27 protein-coding genes and 2 tRNA genes are annotated in these 14,966 nt (G+C 60.2%); 16 read left to right on the top strand and 13 right to left on the bottom strand.

The window, feature by feature from the left end; genetic code table 11:
• Positions 1–66: 66 nt before the first annotated feature.
• Positions 67–327 carry a hypothetical protein gene (locus tag V1294_RS22285; protein WP_334500173.1) on the bottom strand — a complete coding sequence of 87 codons (261 nt, stop codon included), beginning with the start codon at positions 325–327 and terminating at the stop codon, positions 67–69.
• A gap of 136 nt (positions 328–463) precedes the next feature.
• Complete coding sequence (locus tag V1294_RS22280; protein WP_334500171.1) at positions 464–1,114, bottom strand: PEPxxWA-CTERM sorting domain-containing protein; 651 nt, start codon at positions 1,112–1,114, stop codon at positions 464–466.
• A gap of 149 nt (positions 1,115–1,263) precedes the next feature.
• On the opposite strand from V1294_RS22280, the gene V1294_RS22275 reads away from it, so the two are divergent.
• Positions 1,264–1,833, top strand: a complete 570-nt coding sequence (locus V1294_RS22275) for a hypothetical protein (protein ID WP_334500169.1) — start codon at positions 1,264–1,266, stop codon at positions 1,831–1,833.
• A gap of 17 nt (positions 1,834–1,850) precedes the next feature.
• On the opposite strand, the gene V1294_RS22270 is transcribed toward V1294_RS22275, so the two are convergent.
• Positions 1,851–1,925 (bottom strand) — tRNA-Glu (locus V1294_RS22270).
• Positions 1,926–2,171: 246 nt separating this feature from the next.
• Between V1294_RS22270 and V1294_RS22265 the strand changes: the two genes are divergently transcribed.
• Together V1294_RS22265 and V1294_RS22260 are read left to right on the top strand one after the other, a co-directional pair.
• Positions 2,172–2,432 carry a PilZ domain-containing protein gene (locus V1294_RS22265; RefSeq protein WP_334500166.1) on the top strand — a complete coding sequence of 87 codons (261 nt, stop codon included), beginning with the start codon at positions 2,172–2,174 and terminating at the stop codon, positions 2,430–2,432.
• Between the two features lie 36 nt (positions 2,433–2,468).
• Positions 2,469–2,720, top strand: coding sequence for a porin (locus tag V1294_RS22260; protein WP_334480587.1), 252 nt, complete (start codon positions 2,469–2,471; stop codon positions 2,718–2,720).
• Between the two features lie 86 nt (positions 2,721–2,806).
• Here V1294_RS22260 and V1294_RS22255 read toward each other — a convergent pair whose 3' ends face one another.
• From V1294_RS22255 to V1294_RS22245, 3 genes are all read right to left on the bottom strand, one after another.
• On the bottom strand, positions 2,807–3,454 hold the full coding sequence (locus V1294_RS22255; RefSeq protein WP_334500163.1) for a glutathione S-transferase family protein: 648 nt from the start codon (positions 3,452–3,454) through the stop codon (positions 2,807–2,809).
• Positions 3,455–3,796: 342 nt separating this feature from the next.
• Complete coding sequence (locus tag V1294_RS22250; RefSeq protein ID WP_334500161.1) at positions 3,797–4,012, bottom strand: hypothetical protein; 216 nt, start codon at positions 4,010–4,012, stop codon at positions 3,797–3,799.
• 3 nt (positions 4,013–4,015) lie between these two features.
• Positions 4,016–4,468, bottom strand: coding sequence for a VOC family protein (locus V1294_RS22245; protein ID WP_108519499.1), 453 nt, complete (start codon positions 4,466–4,468; stop codon positions 4,016–4,018).
• A 307-nt stretch (positions 4,469–4,775) separates the two neighbouring features.
• Here V1294_RS22245 and V1294_RS22240 point away from each other — a divergent pair, with 307 nt between their 5' ends.
• On the top strand, positions 4,776–5,045 hold the full coding sequence (locus tag V1294_RS22240) for a hypothetical protein (RefSeq protein WP_334500158.1): 270 nt from the start codon (positions 4,776–4,778) through the stop codon (positions 5,043–5,045).
• A 168-nt stretch (positions 5,046–5,213) separates the two neighbouring features.
• Positions 5,214–5,402 carry a hypothetical protein gene (locus tag V1294_RS22235; RefSeq protein WP_334480591.1) on the top strand — a complete coding sequence of 63 codons (189 nt, stop codon included), beginning with the start codon at positions 5,214–5,216 and terminating at the stop codon, positions 5,400–5,402.
• Between the two features lie 112 nt (positions 5,403–5,514).
• On the opposite strand, the gene V1294_RS22230 is transcribed toward V1294_RS22235, so the two are convergent.
• Positions 5,515–5,673 carry a Flp family type IVb pilin gene (locus V1294_RS22230; RefSeq protein ID WP_108519496.1) on the bottom strand — a complete coding sequence of 53 codons (159 nt, stop codon included), beginning with the start codon at positions 5,671–5,673 and terminating at the stop codon, positions 5,515–5,517.
• 250 nt (positions 5,674–5,923) lie between these two features.
• Between V1294_RS22230 and V1294_RS22225 the strand changes: the two genes are divergently transcribed.
• From V1294_RS22225 to V1294_RS22215, 3 genes are all read left to right on the top strand, one after another.
• The gene (locus V1294_RS22225; RefSeq protein WP_334500156.1) at positions 5,924–6,079 is read left to right on the top strand and encodes a hypothetical protein; all 156 of its coding nucleotides are present in this window, start codon (positions 5,924–5,926) and stop codon (positions 6,077–6,079) included.
• 82 nt (positions 6,080–6,161) lie between these two features.
• Positions 6,162–6,473 (top strand): putative quinol monooxygenase, encoded by a 312-nt coding sequence (locus tag V1294_RS22220; protein WP_334500154.1) that lies wholly within the window; start codon positions 6,162–6,164, stop codon positions 6,471–6,473.
• 11 nt (positions 6,474–6,484) lie between these two features.
• Positions 6,485–6,763 (top strand): hypothetical protein, encoded by a 279-nt coding sequence (locus V1294_RS22215; RefSeq protein ID WP_334500151.1) that lies wholly within the window; start codon positions 6,485–6,487, stop codon positions 6,761–6,763.
• Between the two features lie 39 nt (positions 6,764–6,802).
• Here V1294_RS22215 and V1294_RS22210 read toward each other — a convergent pair whose 3' ends face one another.
• The 3 genes from V1294_RS22210 to V1294_RS22200 all read right to left on the bottom strand — a co-directional run bounded on the left by V1294_RS22210 (position 6,803) and on the right by V1294_RS22200 (position 8,212).
• Positions 6,803–6,997 carry a hypothetical protein gene (locus tag V1294_RS22210; protein ID WP_108519492.1) on the bottom strand — a complete coding sequence of 65 codons (195 nt, stop codon included), beginning with the start codon at positions 6,995–6,997 and terminating at the stop codon, positions 6,803–6,805.
• 240 nt (positions 6,998–7,237) lie between these two features.
• On the bottom strand, positions 7,238–7,384 hold the full coding sequence (locus V1294_RS22205) for a hypothetical protein (RefSeq protein ID WP_190241975.1): 147 nt from the start codon (positions 7,382–7,384) through the stop codon (positions 7,238–7,240).
• Between the two features lie 660 nt (positions 7,385–8,044).
• A complete protein-coding gene (locus V1294_RS22200; RefSeq protein WP_334500149.1) occupies positions 8,045–8,212 on the bottom strand; it encodes a hypothetical protein in 168 nt (55 codons plus the stop codon).
• A 197-nt stretch (positions 8,213–8,409) separates the two neighbouring features.
• Here V1294_RS22200 and V1294_RS22195 point away from each other — a divergent pair, with 197 nt between their 5' ends.
• From V1294_RS22195 to V1294_RS22160, 8 genes are all read left to right on the top strand, one after another.
• Entirely contained in the window at positions 8,410–8,685 is a 276-nt protein-coding gene (locus tag V1294_RS22195) for a hypothetical protein (protein WP_334500147.1), read from the top strand.
• A gap of 112 nt (positions 8,686–8,797) precedes the next feature.
• Positions 8,798–9,559, top strand: a complete 762-nt coding sequence (locus V1294_RS22190) for an SIR2 family NAD-dependent protein deacylase (RefSeq protein ID WP_334500145.1) — start codon at positions 8,798–8,800, stop codon at positions 9,557–9,559.
• A gap of 198 nt (positions 9,560–9,757) precedes the next feature.
• Positions 9,758–10,423: a cold-shock protein gene (locus V1294_RS22185; RefSeq protein WP_334480601.1), complete on the top strand. Its 666-nt coding sequence runs from the start codon at positions 9,758–9,760 to the stop codon at positions 10,421–10,423.
• A gap of 178 nt (positions 10,424–10,601) precedes the next feature.
• Positions 10,602–11,048, top strand: a complete 447-nt coding sequence (locus V1294_RS22180; protein ID WP_334504763.1) for a DUF192 domain-containing protein — start codon at positions 10,602–10,604, stop codon at positions 11,046–11,048.
• Positions 11,049–11,136: 88 nt separating this feature from the next.
• A tRNA-Pro gene (locus V1294_RS22175) sits at positions 11,137–11,213 on the top strand.
• Between the two features lie 150 nt (positions 11,214–11,363).
• Positions 11,364–11,891, top strand: coding sequence for a CAP domain-containing protein (locus V1294_RS22170; protein ID WP_334504762.1), 528 nt, complete (start codon positions 11,364–11,366; stop codon positions 11,889–11,891).
• Positions 11,892–11,963: 72 nt separating this feature from the next.
• On the top strand, positions 11,964–12,188 hold the full coding sequence (locus tag V1294_RS22165; protein WP_334480603.1) for a hypothetical protein: 225 nt from the start codon (positions 11,964–11,966) through the stop codon (positions 12,186–12,188).
• 61 nt (positions 12,189–12,249) lie between these two features.
• Positions 12,250–12,555 carry a hypothetical protein gene (locus V1294_RS22160; RefSeq protein WP_334500142.1) on the top strand — a complete coding sequence of 102 codons (306 nt, stop codon included), beginning with the start codon at positions 12,250–12,252 and terminating at the stop codon, positions 12,553–12,555.
• An 82-nt stretch (positions 12,556–12,637) separates the two neighbouring features.
• Here the strand turns inward: V1294_RS22160 and V1294_RS22155 are convergent, their stop codons facing one another.
• The 3 genes from V1294_RS22155 to V1294_RS22145 are packed head-to-tail and all read right to left on the bottom strand — an operon-like array spanning position 12,638 to position 14,966.
• Entirely contained in the window at positions 12,638–13,405 is a 768-nt protein-coding gene (locus tag V1294_RS22155; protein ID WP_334480606.1) for an ABC transporter permease, read from the bottom strand.
• Entirely contained in the window at positions 13,402–14,166 is a 765-nt protein-coding gene (locus V1294_RS22150; protein ID WP_334500139.1) for an ABC transporter permease, read from the bottom strand. The genes V1294_RS22155 and V1294_RS22150 overlap by 4 nt, the downstream gene beginning before the upstream one ends.
• Positions 14,163–14,966: an ABC transporter ATP-binding protein gene (locus V1294_RS22145; RefSeq protein WP_334500137.1), complete on the bottom strand. Its 804-nt coding sequence runs from the start codon at positions 14,964–14,966 to the stop codon at positions 14,163–14,165. Before V1294_RS22145 ends, V1294_RS22150 begins: the two co-directional genes overlap by 4 nt.

Here is a 14,966-nt window from a genome sequence, read left to right as displayed (position 1 = left end):
GCCGGCCGCCAGCCGCGGCTGCGAGCGAACCGAAAGGCCCCTGCGTGATGGAAAGTCGCGTCGGTGCTAGGAGAGTTCGCTTTGCCGCATGCCGGCCATGGCGCGACCCTCGGCCAGCCGGTTCTTCATCGCGGCGACGACTTCATTGGCAAACGCAATTTGAGGATCGATCGATGCCAAATCAGAATCGGTCGAGGCCAGACAATGAACTTGAGATGCCTTCGATGGGTATCCGACCCGGGCTTCGAATGCATCGAGCTGATGCTCGAAGTTCGCGAGCGCCTCTTTCAGATTAGCCAGTTCTTTCGCGCGGGGATCTCGATGCATACGATCCTCCCAGGACGATGCCGCCGGGGCCGGACGGCACGTGTATCGGATGGTAGTGCAACGCATCAGAGTTCGCTGACCGTGGAGAGGCCTCCTATCGGGGGCCTGCCCACAGCCAACAATGCGACGTGCAGAGCTAGGCCAGGCGAACGTGACCTTGATTCTTCCGCCGATAGGCCAGGAAGCCAACGCCGAAGAAGCCGAGCAACATCATTGCCCAGGTCGACGGCTCCGGCACCGCGCCGGCTACCGTGTAGTTGCCGAAATCGACCAGCTTGATGGAGTTAAAGTTTTCGGGGAGCACAGTATAGACCTTGACCTTGTCGATGTACTGGCCGCTGCCCGCAACGGCGGCCGCCCCAAACGGTCCGAAGACTGAGCTCTTGGGGACGTTGGTGAAGGTGAAGGTATTGCCGAAGTTGTCATTCACCTCGACAAAGATATCGCCAAGGATGGCGAGCTGCCCCTGGAAGGAAAACGACGTGAACACGTTGTTGGTGGGGTCGAACGTTATCGATGTGAAGAGAGTGTCTTTAGTCCCCGGCGTGGCCGTTGCGTTCCCGCTTCCCGTGTCCACGATGCCGACTGTAGAAATATTGATGAGTTCGCTACCCACATGGGCCTTGAAGCTGCTCACATTGTCGTTGTTGGTGTCGACGTTCCACGATGTGCTGCTGGTTTGCCAGCTCGACGAGGTGCTCGAAACAATGTCGGCGCGAGCCGAAACGCTGACCATGGCCGCCGCCGAGATTGAAATTGCGACCATCGCCTTATGAAGATTTTTCATCACCTACTCCTGCCAATAAACTGGAATCCAATAATTCTCTGCGGCTTGCTTTGCCAACTTTTCCCGAGTTATAGCATCCATTAAAATTTAATAAAGGAATTTAACTCTACCATCGTACCGCAACAAAAATTTATTTAAGCGATTATAGGTTGTTTTATAGCTTTCCTGTTTCTGACTTTGGTCGCACGTTCTGGGTGTATTTGCGCCTGCTGCAATCCCTTTGCCGTTTATTTAATTGGCCTGATCGGGGCGCATTATTAAATTCGAAGATGCTCTATAATGAAATGCACAATCTTCCCGTTGTGCGTGCGGTCGAGGGTTGCTTCAGCAGGGGCCTGCCGGTGCTGCCGCCGGCGTTATCGAGCCGCCGGCAACAGCGGAAACGTCAGGCTATCCTGTCTTGTCGCGAACTTGTTTTGAGAGGCCGCTGGCGGGTCAACGAGCTTGGGAGTGGGCCTGACAACGTTCAGTCCCCGCGCATGATCCCCGAACCTCGTGAGGAGGAGCGGTCAGGTATCTGGCGGAAAGTAGGCCCGCAACGTCAAGCGGAGTGCGAGGTAAAGCGCGACGCATGTTGTGATTGCAATAGCGGCCATATCCATTTTCCTGTCCCTCACTCTTACGCACTGATGTCCGTTTTCTGGACTTATGCAGTGGATGGAACCTGGGCTGGGAAAATGGTTCCCTTAAGCCTTGAAAATGGTCGCCTTGGGCTTTGAAAGTGTTTGCAACGTGATGGCGCTCCCTAGCGGAATCGAACCGCTCTCTCCACCGTGAAAGGGTGGCGTCCTAACCGATAGACGAAGGGAGCAAAAACAACCGGAAAATCAATGCGTTATGCGCCTGATGGGCCGTTTGGCCGCCTGCCGTCCATGTTCCATGGAGGCGGCGACGGGCGAACGTATAGTGGCGTTTGGCCGGGTGGGCAAGCCGCTCGGAAGCCGGTTTTTTACGGCCGTTTGCGCCCCGATCGACACCCCTTGCGGAGACACGCCACCACCGTGCAACGGAATTTAAAGCCGCAGGGCGTAAGGCTTTCGTCGGGGGAACTTCCGACATGGCTTTGCTATCGAGCAAGAAGCGCGAGTCGCGCAAATCATTGAGTCAGCCCGGGTGGATTACCCTCGAGGGTGGTTTTGCCGCGCGCCAATGCGTGGTGAAGGATCTGTCCACGACGGGGGCGAAGGTTACGATCGACGACCCCAACTCGCTGCCGACGAAGTTGCGGCTGGCGTTTTCGCGCGACGCCAGGACTGGACGCCGCTGCGAAGTGGTCTGGCGCCGCGGCAAATCGGTCGGCGTCAAGTTCGTCCGCTAGTCTGGCATCGACCCGCAAGCGGCGATAAAAGGCGGGATGCGAAAATCCCTCCTTGTAATGATTGCTGTGGTGTTGCCTGCGGTTGCCGCGCTCGCCGACCAGCCCCGTATCCAGAAGTCCGACAAGGCCGCGACACCGGGCAAGCAGCTTCCGCTGAAGCGCTCAAATTCGGCCAACGCCTGCGCGGAGTACGGCGCGGGCTTCGTCAAGATCGAAGGCACCAACACCTGCATGAAAATCGGCGGCGCGGTGAGCGTCGGCGCCGGTGTTTCCAGCGGCTCGCGCTGACAAGCGCCGCGACTTTCCGTCATGCCCGGGACATCTGCGCGAAGACGCGCTTCGCTTTTGCCCGGGCACGACGAGATTCAAAGCGCTTACGTCATCGGCGGCGCGATGAACTGGACGAAGCCGGGGCGGGCCGCGAACTGCGCAAACCAGCGATCGAGATTCGGCAGTTTCGGCTTGGTGACGCCCTCGACGCCCAGCCAGCGCCGCGCATAGGCGCCGAGCGCGATGTCGGCGATCGTGAACTGGTCGCCTTCGATGAAGCGCCGGCTCGCCAGTTGCGCCTCGACGATCCGCCAGACCACGGCCTCGGCGTCGACATCCTTCTGGATCGCCACCATGTCGCGCTTTTCGACCGGCGTCCGCACCAGCGCCCAGAACACCGGCCGGTCGACCGGCTGCAGCGTCGACAGCGTCCAGTCGAGCCAGCGGTCGACGCCGGCGCGCGCTTTCGGCTGTGAGGGGTAGATCGGCGAATTCTCGCCATAGGCCATGCAGAGATAGCGCATCACGGAATTGGATTCCCACAGCACATAGTCGCCGTCCACCAGCGTCGGCACGCGGCCATTGGGATTCATCGTCAGATACGGCGCCTCGTTGTTCTTGCCGAACTGCATGCCGGCGTCGATGCGTTCGTAAGCGAGGTCGAGTTCGGCGAGGCACCACAGCACTTTTTGAACATTGACCGAATTGGCCCGGCCCCAGATGGTGAGTTGTTGTTTCTTGTTGTCGGCCATGCGTCGTCGCTCCCGTTGATCTCTCGTTGATGCGTTCATAGCCGAAGATCGACGAAAAAGCGCGCGGTTTGGGCAGGACACGGTTGCAAAATCGGGCTTATAAAAAATCAGGCTTCGCCGCAGTGCGACAGAGCCCTAATTTCCGTGCAGCGCGTGGTCTGGTGTCAGCCGGTCAGTGGCCGAAGAACAGCCACAGCAGAATGATCACCGGAATAGGCACGCCAAGCAACCACAACAGAAGTCCTCGTCCCATCATTTCCTCCTCAAAATGCATCGAGGGGAAAACGCGCGATGTCGTGGCGCAGTTCCTGCGCAGAAAAGAAGCCTGCGCGAAGGAACATTTTATGATTTCGGAATTTCCGGGAGCGACAATCCGATTCGAAACAGCGAATAGCCGTCGCGGTCGATCGCCTCGCGCACCTCGGCGTTGACGTCGTCAGCATGGCGGCTGCGCGTCAGTCGCCATTCGCCAGCACTCGTGTGGTCAGGAAACGGCGCGTCCGCGCGTGTCACGAGCCTGTAGTTCGGATGGCGGACGTGCACGAAGAAGTTGTACAAGGCCTACCAGTGGCCGGTGTTAGGCATCGAGGACCACGGCTCCGCCGGTGGCTTCGGTTCGCCCTTCTGCAACAGCTCGATCGAATGCAGGTCCGGCGAGCGCACGAAGGCCATGTTGCCGTCGCGCGGCGGCCGGTTGATGGTGATGCCGGCCTTCATCAGGCGGTCGCAGGTCGCGTAGATGTCGTCGACCTCATAGGCGAGGTGGCCGAAATGGCGGTCCTCGCCGTATTTCTCTTCATCCCAGTTGTAAGTGAGTTCGACCAGCGGCGCGCCGCGGTTCTGCGGTGCGGCCTTCAACAGGCCTTCGTCCTCGGGCGCGCACAGGAACACCAGCGTGAACCGGCCCTTGTCGTTGTCGACCCGGCGTACTTCCTTCAGCCCCAGCGCGTCCTGGTAAAACTTCATCGCGGTATCGAGGTTGCGGACGCGCAGCATGGTGTGGAGATAGCGCATTTTGGAGAACTCCTTGAGAAGGTTTGTTGTTTTTCAGGCGTTTGGGGCGCTCGGGGCAATAAATAGCAGCAAAATGCATCACGGGGCAGTGTGTTGCGTGTCAATTGCGCGTCACCCCCCGCGCCGCCCATCGTAGGTGGGCGCTTGGTGAATGGCGCCGAGGGCGCGTCGGCTAGCCGGTTTCAGGAAATTCGCTGAATCACGGGAACAGAAATCCGTTTCGCAAAAATCCGAAAACTAAACTGGGCAAGTTCCTGCAACACCCTCATGCGGGAGGAGTTAACCCGGCTACGGAAAGGAGGCCCATATGCGAAAGATAGGACTTGCACTCGCAACCGTTGCCGCGCTTGCGACAACCGCCGTCGTCAGCTCCCCGGCGGAAGCGCGTGGCGGCCGTAACGCGGCCATCGGCTTCGGCGTCGCCGCAGGCGTTTTAGGCGCGGCGGCAGCAGCTAACGCCTACAACAACGGTTACTACTATGGCCCGAGGTACGGCTATTATGGTGGTGGACCGTATGCGTATTACGACGGGCCGCGATACTATCGCCGCCACTACCGGTACTACGACGGTTGGTAAGGAATGGCCCGGAGCAATCCGGGCTTTTTCTTTGTCTGGTTTCGCCGGCGACCCCTGTGATCTGCTTCGCGAACCAGCATCAACTTCCCGACACCTGCCAACTCAAGTATCTCAAGGAACGAGGGTTTCAGGGGCAGGAACTTTTAACGTCATAAAACGTTCACGGTCATGGATTACGAAACCCACGAGAAGCTGTCGCCCACGAAGGAAGAGCGCGAGGCAAAGAAAGAGCAGGCCCGCAAGGACGCCGAGAAGGCGCTTATTGCGCGTAAGAAGGCCGACGACGCTTTTCGTGCGAACTTCGAGCGGCTCAAGGCAGAGCGGCGTGCCCGTGAAGCTGCCGAAACAAAATCATAGCGCACTTGCTGCGCTCCAGTGATGTCGTGAAGGGCGGATGTACCCCTCGTGACAGTGAAGGCCTCCAGCTTCGGCTCGGAGGTCTTTCGCGTTTGACGGCTTTAGCCGTAGCTTAGCGCGTCAGTGCGGGGATGAGACTCTCGAACAGTTCGACGAGCCTTTGGCCGGTCATTCCGACAGCGGCGATAATGGCCAGGGCGATAAACCCGGCGATGAGGCTGTATTCGATTGCGGTGGCGCCGGACTCGTCGCGCAGAAATTTCCCAAACATTCATTCTCTCTCGAATTTTGACGAATATGGTGTAGCACGCCAAAGTTGCTGTCAAGAGAGCCAAAAGCGTAAAATTGCAAATTTTATTGGAGTTGCAGGCCAGAGCTGATTCAATCGCGTTCGATCGCCCCCTTGCTTTTCAGACCAATGTCTTTTGGCGAGCCCGAGCGCCGCGTTACCAGCGTGATCCCTCACACATACGCGATTTGGCCTCTCCGTCCATCGTGGCGCCAACGGAGGAGGATCGACCATGTTTCTGATCAATGTCCTGCTCATTCTCGCGATGATTTTCTTTTTCGTATTGCCGATTACCGATGCCAGGACGGCTCGGATGAAATTGTCCGTGGTAAGCAGCCTCGGCGTATTGCTGGCGGTATCGGTTGTCGTGCCGCGCCTGTTGCATTAACGAAGGGTCTGCCCGCCTCGACGCGCAAAGACCGGCGCCTTTCCGAGGGCAGGCGTTTGGTTGACGTGGACGGGGGCTCGGCATGATTCTCGTAACTGGCAGCATTTTGGCGCGCGAGGAGACGTTCGACGACGTGCTCCGCTCGTCTCTCGAACATGTCGAGCGCTCCCGGAAGGAGCCGGGCTGCATCTCGCATGACGTGCATGTCGACTGCCAGAACCCGATGCGGTTGTTCTTCTTCAAGCAATGGGCTGATGAGGCGGCGTTGCGCACGCATTCGCCGTCGAAGGTTCGAAGGTGTTTGTCAGATCGCTCAACTGCCGGACCGTCGAGACATCAGGGACGAAGATCTATCGCGCCGAGGCGATACCGCGATAGGAAAGTGCAGCGCTAGAGCAGGGGATTGTGCATCCAGTCTTCGGGCCAGAACCTGTTTCCAAGCCAACCCATCGCCGCCGCCATGGTGAAGAAGATCAGCGCGGTCGGTATCAGTTCATCGATCGCGAAGGCCTGACCAATGATGGGGCCGAACAGATGTGCGAGCAGTCCTGCCGTGCTTGCTCCGCTTTCCTGGCTTACAGGGAAAGGCCGCAATGGATCTGGTTCGCCGTGTTGGCAGTACTTGCCGAAATCGGCGGCGCGATGATGCTCGCCGCCGTGCGGGCACAGCGGCTCACATATTAGCGTGATGTAGCCCCGCTTCGTCGTGGGCTTCCTGGCTCGTCAGACCTTGACGTCCAGCAGGGACGGTTCGTCGGGCGGCACATCTGCAAGGGCCGCTTCTACGGCGGCTGCCTTGGCGTGATAGACGGCCTGAAGATCCTGGTTGATCGTCGTCGGTGGCGCCTTGGCGTTCTGATCGACAACGAGTTGTATTCTGGCCTGCGTCACTTCAACCGGTATGGGATAAATGACCATGGGATGACCCTCCTGGGCCAAACCCTGTCAGGCGCCGATTTACGCTTTTGTAAAGAGGTTGGGTTAATGGGGCATCATTTCAGGGATGCTCGGTAAATGGAGGCTTAAGTTTCCCTGACCGGCGCCGAAAAAATTTATAGCGTTTTCGAATGAAAGCCTGATCCGGGGGACACGGCGTCAAGCGCACGCGACAAAACGATAACCTGAAGCCCGGCGCTGTTCAGTCGGGATCGAAATATCCTAGTGCATCTGTTCCAGTCGCTCGGCGTAGAGGCGGAATTCCTCGGCCATCTCGATCAGCTTCTTCGAGGCTTCCGGATCCTTGACGGCTTCGGCCAGCCGCCGGGCTCGGTTGGACTGGTCTCGATAGTGGTCGGCTTGGGTCATCGCAGCACCTTTTTAGATATGTACGGGCTGCGCTAAAAAGGTTCGACGTCCGGCACGTGACCGGACGTGGCGATGCGAGACAGAAAATCCGCGCGGGATCGATCGGATGGGTGAGGGGACGAAGTGGCGAGGTAACGGTATCTTAACAAGGTAACGGCACCGGAAAACGCGCCCCCTGTTCGTTCTGCGAGAACAAAAGGAGTCTTGCTCTCGGAGTCTTGCTCTCAACCGTTCTCAATCCCGCGATCGACGCCGGATCGACTGACGCCCGACCGTTCGGCGCTCAACGATCCGGCAATTTGTTGCTTGGCGATCGGTGATAGGTCGCGATGGCTATGAAGCCTGCATAACCGATCACATTGATCAGAATTTCCAACCACACGGGCATGAGGCACCTTTCCCCACGAACAAACTCCGCAAGGGCCGTGTTAGTTCCGGCGTAATCCGATGATCAGACCCGCCCGATCGCATGGCTCGCGATCCCGATCGCGCGGCCGCAGGGCCGTTCGCTCCACAATCAAACCCGCCACATCCTAAGATGCAGACAGGGTCCTTCCCGGAATTCTCTTCCAGGAATCCTTTGTGGCGAATTTCTCTTGCGGTTCCACGCGACATATTCCGCCGGCGATAACGGCGAAGGCGGATTTTACCGGTTTCGCCTCAACGCCAGAACGAGGGCCGGCTGGTTCCGTTCAGCGCATTGGCCAGGGTCGTTTCGTAATACTCTTCGCGCTCGCGTTCAAACTTCTGCTGGGTTTCCCTGAAGCTCGCGACGCGCGCTTCGATTTCGGCGCGGTCGCGCGCGAGTCTTTCTTCCTTCTCCGTCATCGCCCATCCGTGTCTTGTTTGATTCTTTGATTCGCGCCCCGCCATTATTGGCGCGCGCGAATGGGGCGTGAATGCGGAAGCGAGGTTGCGGCATTGTGATCGCCCGTCGTTGCGAAGCGAAGGCAGTGGATAAGCTGTGACGTATTCTTGTCGCTCACGCGAGTTCCCGTTAGCGAAAGACGAAACGGGAGGCTCCATTGGCAAAGATCGATCTGGATTCACTGAGCATCGAAGAACTCGCTGGTCTGCGCGAGAACGCGACAGACAAGCTGTTCGAGAAAGTCGCTTCACGCCGCGCTGAGCTCGAAGCCGAACTGGATAAGCTCGCCCAATACGGCAAGCCGGTGAAGAAGACGGAAAGTGCACCCGCGCCCAAGGCGAAGAAGACCGAAGAAGCCAAAGAGCCGAAGGAACAGGTCGCCAAGGCAGCTCGATTAGAACCGCCTGATACGCGCGCCCATAAGGCGGCCTGATAAGGCCGCCCTGACGATGCGCAGCTGCCCTACCGGGCAGGGCGCATCGATCTGGCAATCCGAACGGCCGTGCTATAATCCGCGCGGCCCAACAGTTTCGGAAATATCAGCGGTGATCGCCAAGGATTTGCGCAGCGGCGTCGAGCAGCTCGGCAACATGATCGCCGAAGCGGCGTGTATCGTTCCCTTTACCGGAGCCGGCATTTCCACCGAATGCGGCATTCCGGATTTCCGCTCGCCCGGCGGCCTGTGGACCCGTAACCGCCCGATCGCGTTCGACGAATTCGTTTCCAGCACTGAGGCGCGGGCCGAGGCCTGGCGGCGGCGCTTTGCGATGGAAGAGACCTTTGCGGCGGCCCGGCCCGGCCGCGGGCATCGCGCGCTGGCCTCGCTCTACAAGGCCGGCAAGACGCCGGCGATCATCACCCAGAACATCGACAATCTGCATCAGGCGTCGGGCTTCAAGTCGGACGACGTGGTCGAACTGCACGGCAATACCACTTATGCCCGCTGCATCGGCTGCGGGCATGCCTATGATCTTCCTTGGGTAAAGGCGCGTTTCGAAGAAACCGGCAGTGCGCCTGACTGCACCATCTGCGACGAGCCGGTGAAGACCGCGACGATCTCGTTCGGACAGTCGATGCCGGAAGACGCGATGCGTCGCGCTACCGAACTGGCCCGGCAATGCGACCTGTTTCTGGCGATCGGATCATCGCTAGTCGTTTGGCCCGCCGCAGGTTTTCCGCTGATGGCCAGGAATTGCGGTGCGAAGCTGGTCATCATCAACAATGAGCCGACAGAACAAGACGATATCGCCGATCTGGTGATCCGTTTCGACATCGGGGAAACGCTCGGACCGTTTGTAGGCAATTGATCGCCAACTGATTCGCAGTTGTGCAAGCCTGTTCATAGCCCCCGCAATTTTGTTTTTTTTAGCTATGCGCAGCAATGGGGAGTGTTATCTTTTGATTCGAGAGATTCGCGCTGCGTTACCATGATGGTCATGGTAGGGCGCGTGTTCCGGTCCGCGACGGCGACAGTGGACCGATTTTGAAGTGTGAGGTCCGGGGTCATGGGGTCGGACGAATTTGGGTCCAAGAAGCTCGGGGGGCCGCCGTCAGGCGGGACAGGGCAAAACAGACTTGGACCAGGTGAATACACAACCGGAACGCAACGCGATCCGGCGGTGGATGCGTTATCGGGGCTCGGTGATGCCGCAGCCAACCTTGTCGAAATATCCGGCGTCATCAAATGGTTCGACGCTTCCAAGGGGTACGGCTTCATCGTGCCGGACAATGGCTGGCCCGATGTGCTGCTGCATGTCACCGTGCTCAGGCGCGACGGCTATCAGACCGCCTATGAAGGCGCGCGGCTGGTAGTCGAGTGTGTGCAGCGCGCCAAGGGCTATCAGGCGTTCCGAATCGTCTCGATGGACGAATCGACCGCGATCCATCCGGCGCAAATGCTTCCGCCCCGGACCCATGTCAGCGTCACGCCGACCAGCGGGTTGGAGCGGGCCCAGGTCAAGTGGTTCAACAGGCTGCGTGGTTTTGGCTTCCTGACTTGCGGCGAGGGTACGCCCGACATTTTTGTCCACATGGAAACGCTGCGCCGTTTCGGCATGACCGAGCTGCGTCCTGGCCAGTATGTGCTCGTGCGCTTTGGGCCCGGCTCCAAGGGCATGATGGCGGCCGAGATCCATCCGGAGACCGGCCCGTCGGCACTGTCCTCGCACTAATGCTGCCGCGCTGCTGACGCAAACGTGAGCCGGACGCCGCGCACCCGCGCGGCGGCCTCTGGCATTTGCCGCAATCGTCGGGTTAGGGTTCCCCGGCAATTCCCAGATATCCGGCATGAGTGCATTGATGAATTTCGCTTTGATGGTTGCGCGGCTTCGGATCGGCGGCCGCCTGATGATGTTGCTGGCTGCCGTGTCCGCCGTTCTTGTTACCCTGTGCATCAATCCTGCCGCGCGGGCCGCGAGCATTCAGCCGCTCGAGATCGCCACCAAGTCGGGCGTGCGCGTGTTCTCGGTCGAGATGGCGACGACGGAGGAGGAAAAGACCCAGGGGCTGATGTACCGGAAGGAACTGCCCGACGGCAAAGGCATGCTGTTCGATTTCTCGCCGGAGCAGCAGATCTCGATGTGGATGAAGAACACCTACATCTCGCTCGACATGATCTTCATCCGCGCAGACGGCCGCATCCTGCGCATCGCCGAAAATACCGAGCCGCTCTCCACCAGGATCATCTCCTCAGGCGGTCTCGCCAAGGGCGTGCTGGAAGTGATCGCCGGCACGGCGCAAAAATATGGAATTCAGCCCGGCGACCGGGTGGCGCACCCGCTCTTCAGCAAGCGCTGAGCCTTTCAGATCGGCCTTGCAGATCGTCTTGCAGATCGCCTTGATGGCCGGGGTTTAAGCGTGTATCGACGCATTTCCCAATACAGATCGGGGTATAGCGCAGCCTGGTAGCGCGGCAGTTTTGGGTACTGCAGGTCGTTGGTTCGAATCCAGCTGCCCCGACCAATAAAATCAATGACTTGCTGCGTGTTTTTCGATTTGAATCTTCCCAGCGGTCCCAGTTGGGAAGGGGCAGGGGGAATACTTGTGACGGGCAGGAAGACAGCCATTCTGGCGCGGCAGGCTCTTTTGCTGGGGCTGGCGTTTTGTTTGGCCATGACAGTCCTGACTGTCCTGGGCCAGACGGCCGCGGCCAATCCGGCGCAGCTGATTTCTGACTTTCGGCTAAAGCACGGGGAGAAGCGCGTCACCCTGGATGCTGCTCTAACACGGATTGCACACGATCAAGCCCAGGCGATGGCCGCAAAGGACCAACTGGATCACGATGTCCTCGGCCGGTTCAATTCGCGTGTCGACCCGGCGGGCGCCGGCCGGGCCGCCGAGAACATTGCGTATGGCTATGACAGTTTTCCCAAAACCCTCGACCAGTGGATCAATTCGTCAGGTCACCGAAAAAACCTGCTGCTGCCCGGCGCCACGCGCGTCGGTGTAGCCAGCGTGAAAAGCGCGAAGACCGGTCGTATGTATTGGGCCATGGTGATTGCTGGCGACTATGAGCGTCCCAAGAAACCGAAGAGTTCGCCCAAGAGTTCGCCGAAGGATTCAAAGCAGGCAACCGCTGCCAGACCTAAATCGCGCGCAACTGAGGCCTGCCGACTGAAGATTCTCAGCATCTGCTTTTAGGGGAAGTTGCAACTTGTAGCTTGCAAGCTCGTTCCTGTTATGTTCTTCTTGGTCATTCCTCGGAGGTGACCAATGGATGTCGAGAAGCAACGGGAAATAATTCGGCTCTGGAATCGCATGCGCCAGGTCGAAGGTCCGGTCGCGGAGGAAATCCGTATCCAGATTCTTGAATGCTTTGCACAGCGCGAGCCGTCGAGCGCGCGGATGAGCGATCGCCGGGAGGTGTTGAGCCGCGTGCGGGTTCCGACCGGCAAGGTGCATCGCATCGGCGAGCGCGGCAACAACGCAACGCTTTGATGGCTTCGCACCTCGGCGCGGTTGATTCGGCGGTCGTCAAGATTGACTGAATCGACGTGCGATGCATGCTGCACGCATGTTGTCGCGTGTGCGCAATCATTTTCAAGGTGCGAAGTTCGCCCGCATGAGCAGCGGGACATATTGCATCATCCGCGACCTCGGGCTGGTCAAGGGCGGCAAGGGGATGCGGCACCACGAGGTGCTCGTCACCTTCAGTCCCAAAGCGTTCCTGCGCTCGATCGGGCGCCTGAGCGGTGATCTGGTGCGTGCAGGGAAGCGGCGATCGCTTTGGCTCCAACGTGAGCCGCAGCGCTTCCGGACCGATGTTCCACCATCCGCCGTGCCGGAAAGCGCCTCCCAGCCTTAGAGCGCCTCCAGCCTTAGTGCCGCGCGGGGCGTTTCGCGCGAGGCGCACCAATGGCATCCGCTCGAAGGATAAGGCGCATCGATTAGCGCTGCGAGGCCTGCCATGCCAACAGACGATGCTCGGCGAGCGACATCGCCACCGACGTCACGTAACCGGTGACCCCCAGCAGGATCACACCGGCGAACAGGTCGGCCGAGCGGAACGCGCGGGCCGAGAGCAGCACCCAGTGGCCGAGCCCGTCGAGGCCGGCCAGGATTTCGCAGACCACTGAGAGAATCAGCGCCACTGTCAGGCTGAGGCGCATGCCGGCGAGAATGTCGGGGCTGGCGGAAGGCAACGCAATTTTGAAGATCACGGCGAGCCGCGACATCTGCAGCGACCGCGCCACCTCGTAGAGCCGGGGCTCGACCGCGGCAAACCCATGGATGGTCGCCAGCATGATCGGCCAGATCGCGCCGAAGGCGATCACGAACAGCGCCATCGCCTGCGTCAATCCAAGCATGGCGATCGCAACCGGAATGATCGCCGAGACCGGCAGCGGCCGCAAAAACTCCAGCGAGGGCGCGACATAGATCCGCATCGTGCGCGACGATCCGATGATCGCGCCGATCGCGATGCCGGCGATGGAGGCGGCGAGCCAGCCATAGGCCATGTGTTCGAGGGTGCCGGCGAGCTTGCTCCAGAGATCGCCTGTGGAAAATCCGCGCACCAGCGAGGCCCAGGCGCGGTCCGGGCCCGGCAGGAACACCGGCGAGACCAGTTTCAGATTGGCGATCAATTGCCAGAGCGCGATGAAGCCGGCCGCGACCGCAAAGCTCGCCACGCGCCACAAGATGACAGTCCGGTTCATTGACCGTCTCCGCTCAACGCGGCGCGGCCGAACAGGCGCTGTTGGGCCACGGTCAGAAGGATGTTCAGCGCGTAGCCGATGATGCCGATCCAGACCAGATAGGCCAGCATCAGGTCGGGGCGCAGCGCTTGTTGCGCCAACATGATGCCGGCGCCGAGGCCGAGCGGATTGATCGCGATTTCGACCGTCACGGCGACGATCAGTGCGATGCCGGCCGACAGCCGAAAGGCCACGAAGATCCGCGGCAGCGCCGCCGGGATGATGATCTTCCAGACCCGCTGCGCCGGCGGCAAGCGTAACGCCCGCGCCACTTCCATCAGCCGCGGCTCGATGCTGCGCACCGCGGCGCGGGAAAGGATCACGACCGGCCAGACGCAGGCAAACGCCACGATCACGATTTCCATGCGGTAGCCGAACCCGAGTGCGATCAGCGCGATCGGCAACAGCGCGATCGAGGGGATCGGCCTGATCGCCTCGACCGTCACTTCCATCAGGCGGTTGAGCGTATCGGAGATTCCGAAGGCAATGCCGAACGCAAGGCCGATGACCGTGCCGATCGCAAGCCCGGCAAAAGCCGAAAACAGCGTGTCGCGCGTCGCCGCCAGGATCGAGAGATCGGCGAAGGCGCCAAAGAGCGCCATGATAATCTCGCTCGGCGGCGCAAGGCTGTCGCTTTGCAGATGGGTGGCGCGCACCCATACTTCGAACGCCACCAGTACCGCGAGCGGCAGCGCCAGCGCCTTGGCGGAATTGCCCGTCACTGCTCGGTCGCCTTGATGAAGTCGAACAATTGCCGCCGCAGTCGCAGGAATTCAGGCTGTTCGCGGGTCGATAGCTGGTCGCGCGGGCGCGGCAGATTGACCGATAGCTCGATCCCGATCCGTCCCGGATGCGGCAACAGGCCGATGACGCGGTCGCCGAGATAGATCGCTTCGTCGAGGTCGTGGGTCACGAAGATCACGGTGGCGCCACTCGCCGCCACCAGCGACAGCACCTCGTCCTGCAAACCCTGCCGCGTCATCGCGTCCAGCGCGCCGAACGGCTCGTCCATCAGAAGCGTCTTCGGCTCCTGCGCCAGGCAGCGGGCGATCTGCAGGCGCTGCTGCATGCCGCCGGACATTTCGGACGGATATTTGCCGGCGTGTCCGGGCAGGCCGACGGTGCGGAGCAATTCCTCGATGCGGGCAGGGCGTTCGGCCGACGGCATGCCGCCCGCTTCCAGCGCCAGCGAGACGTTGCCGGCCGCGGTGCGCCACGGCAACAGCGCCTTGCCGTAGTCCTGGAATATAATCGCGATCTCGCGGCGCGGCTCGCGCATCGGCTGGCCGTCGAAATTCACCTTGCCGCTGGTCGGCTGGTAGAGACCTGCCGCCAGCCGCAGCGCCGTGGTCTTGCCGCAACCGGAGGCGCCGACGATGCAGAGGAATTCGCCGGGACGAACGCCGAGACTCAAATTCTCGATGATGGTCTTACCGCCGAGTACGAGCGTCACTCTGTCAAATGCGATCTGCGGCGCAGGGGTGCCGGGTACGGCTTCGAGGCGTTTAGCGGCGCTTGCCAT

Origin of the sequence: Bradyrhizobium sp. AZCC 1678 (genome assembly GCF_036924765.1) — a bacterium.
GTDB lineage: Bacteria > Pseudomonadota > Alphaproteobacteria > Rhizobiales > Xanthobacteraceae > Bradyrhizobium > Bradyrhizobium algeriense.
The sequence above is the reverse complement of the archived record's forward strand: the minus strand, read 5'-3'. Positions and strand labels throughout refer to the sequence as shown.

Coding starts and splice junctions, on each gene's coding strand:
- V1294_RS22285 (WP_334500173.1), bottom strand. CDS start 327: ATGCATCGAGATCCCCGCGCGAAAGAACTGGCTAATCTGAAAGAGGCG.
- V1294_RS22280 (WP_334500171.1), bottom strand. CDS start 1,114: ATGAAAAATCTTCATAAGGCGATGGTCGCAATTTCAATCTCGGCGGCG.
- V1294_RS22265 (WP_334500166.1), top strand. CDS start 2,172: ATGGCTTTGCTATCGAGCAAGAAGCGCGAGTCGCGCAAATCATTGAGT.
- V1294_RS22260 (WP_334480587.1), top strand. CDS start 2,469: ATGCGAAAATCCCTCCTTGTAATGATTGCTGTGGTGTTGCCTGCGGTT.
- V1294_RS22255 (WP_334500163.1), bottom strand. CDS start 3,454: ATGGCCGACAACAAGAAACAACAACTCACCATCTGGGGCCGGGCCAAT.
- V1294_RS22245 (WP_108519499.1), bottom strand. CDS start 4,468: ATGCGCTATCTCCACACCATGCTGCGCGTCCGCAACCTCGATACCGCG.
- V1294_RS22240 (WP_334500158.1), top strand. CDS start 4,776: ATGCGAAAGATAGGACTTGCACTCGCAACCGTTGCCGCGCTTGCGACA.
- V1294_RS22235 (WP_334480591.1), top strand. CDS start 5,214: ATGGATTACGAAACCCACGAGAAGCTGTCGCCCACGAAGGAAGAGCGC.
- V1294_RS22230 (WP_108519496.1), bottom strand. CDS start 5,673: ATGTTTGGGAAATTTCTGCGCGACGAGTCCGGCGCCACCGCAATCGAA.
- V1294_RS22225 (WP_334500156.1), top strand. CDS start 5,924: ATGTTTCTGATCAATGTCCTGCTCATTCTCGCGATGATTTTCTTTTTC.
- V1294_RS22220 (WP_334500154.1), top strand. CDS start 6,162: ATGATTCTCGTAACTGGCAGCATTTTGGCGCGCGAGGAGACGTTCGAC.
- V1294_RS22210 (WP_108519492.1), bottom strand. CDS start 6,997: ATGGTCATTTATCCCATACCGGTTGAAGTGACGCAGGCCAGAATACAA.
- V1294_RS22205 (WP_190241975.1), bottom strand. CDS start 7,384: ATGACCCAAGCCGACCACTATCGAGACCAGTCCAACCGAGCCCGGCGG.
- V1294_RS22200 (WP_334500149.1), bottom strand. CDS start 8,212: ATGACGGAGAAGGAAGAAAGACTCGCGCGCGACCGCGCCGAAATCGAA.
- V1294_RS22185 (WP_334480601.1), top strand. CDS start 9,758: ATGGGGTCGGACGAATTTGGGTCCAAGAAGCTCGGGGGGCCGCCGTCA.
- V1294_RS22180 (WP_334504763.1), top strand. CDS start 10,602: ATGTTGCTGGCTGCCGTGTCCGCCGTTCTTGTTACCCTGTGCATCAAT.
- V1294_RS22170 (WP_334504762.1), top strand. CDS start 11,364: ATGACAGTCCTGACTGTCCTGGGCCAGACGGCCGCGGCCAATCCGGCG.
- V1294_RS22165 (WP_334480603.1), top strand. CDS start 11,964: ATGGATGTCGAGAAGCAACGGGAAATAATTCGGCTCTGGAATCGCATG.
- V1294_RS22160 (WP_334500142.1), top strand. CDS start 12,250: ATGCATGCTGCACGCATGTTGTCGCGTGTGCGCAATCATTTTCAAGGT.
- V1294_RS22155 (WP_334480606.1), bottom strand. CDS start 13,405: ATGAACCGGACTGTCATCTTGTGGCGCGTGGCGAGCTTTGCGGTCGCG.
- V1294_RS22145 (WP_334500137.1), bottom strand. CDS start 14,966: ATGGCAAGCGCCGCTAAACGCCTCGAAGCCGTACCCGGCACCCCTGCG.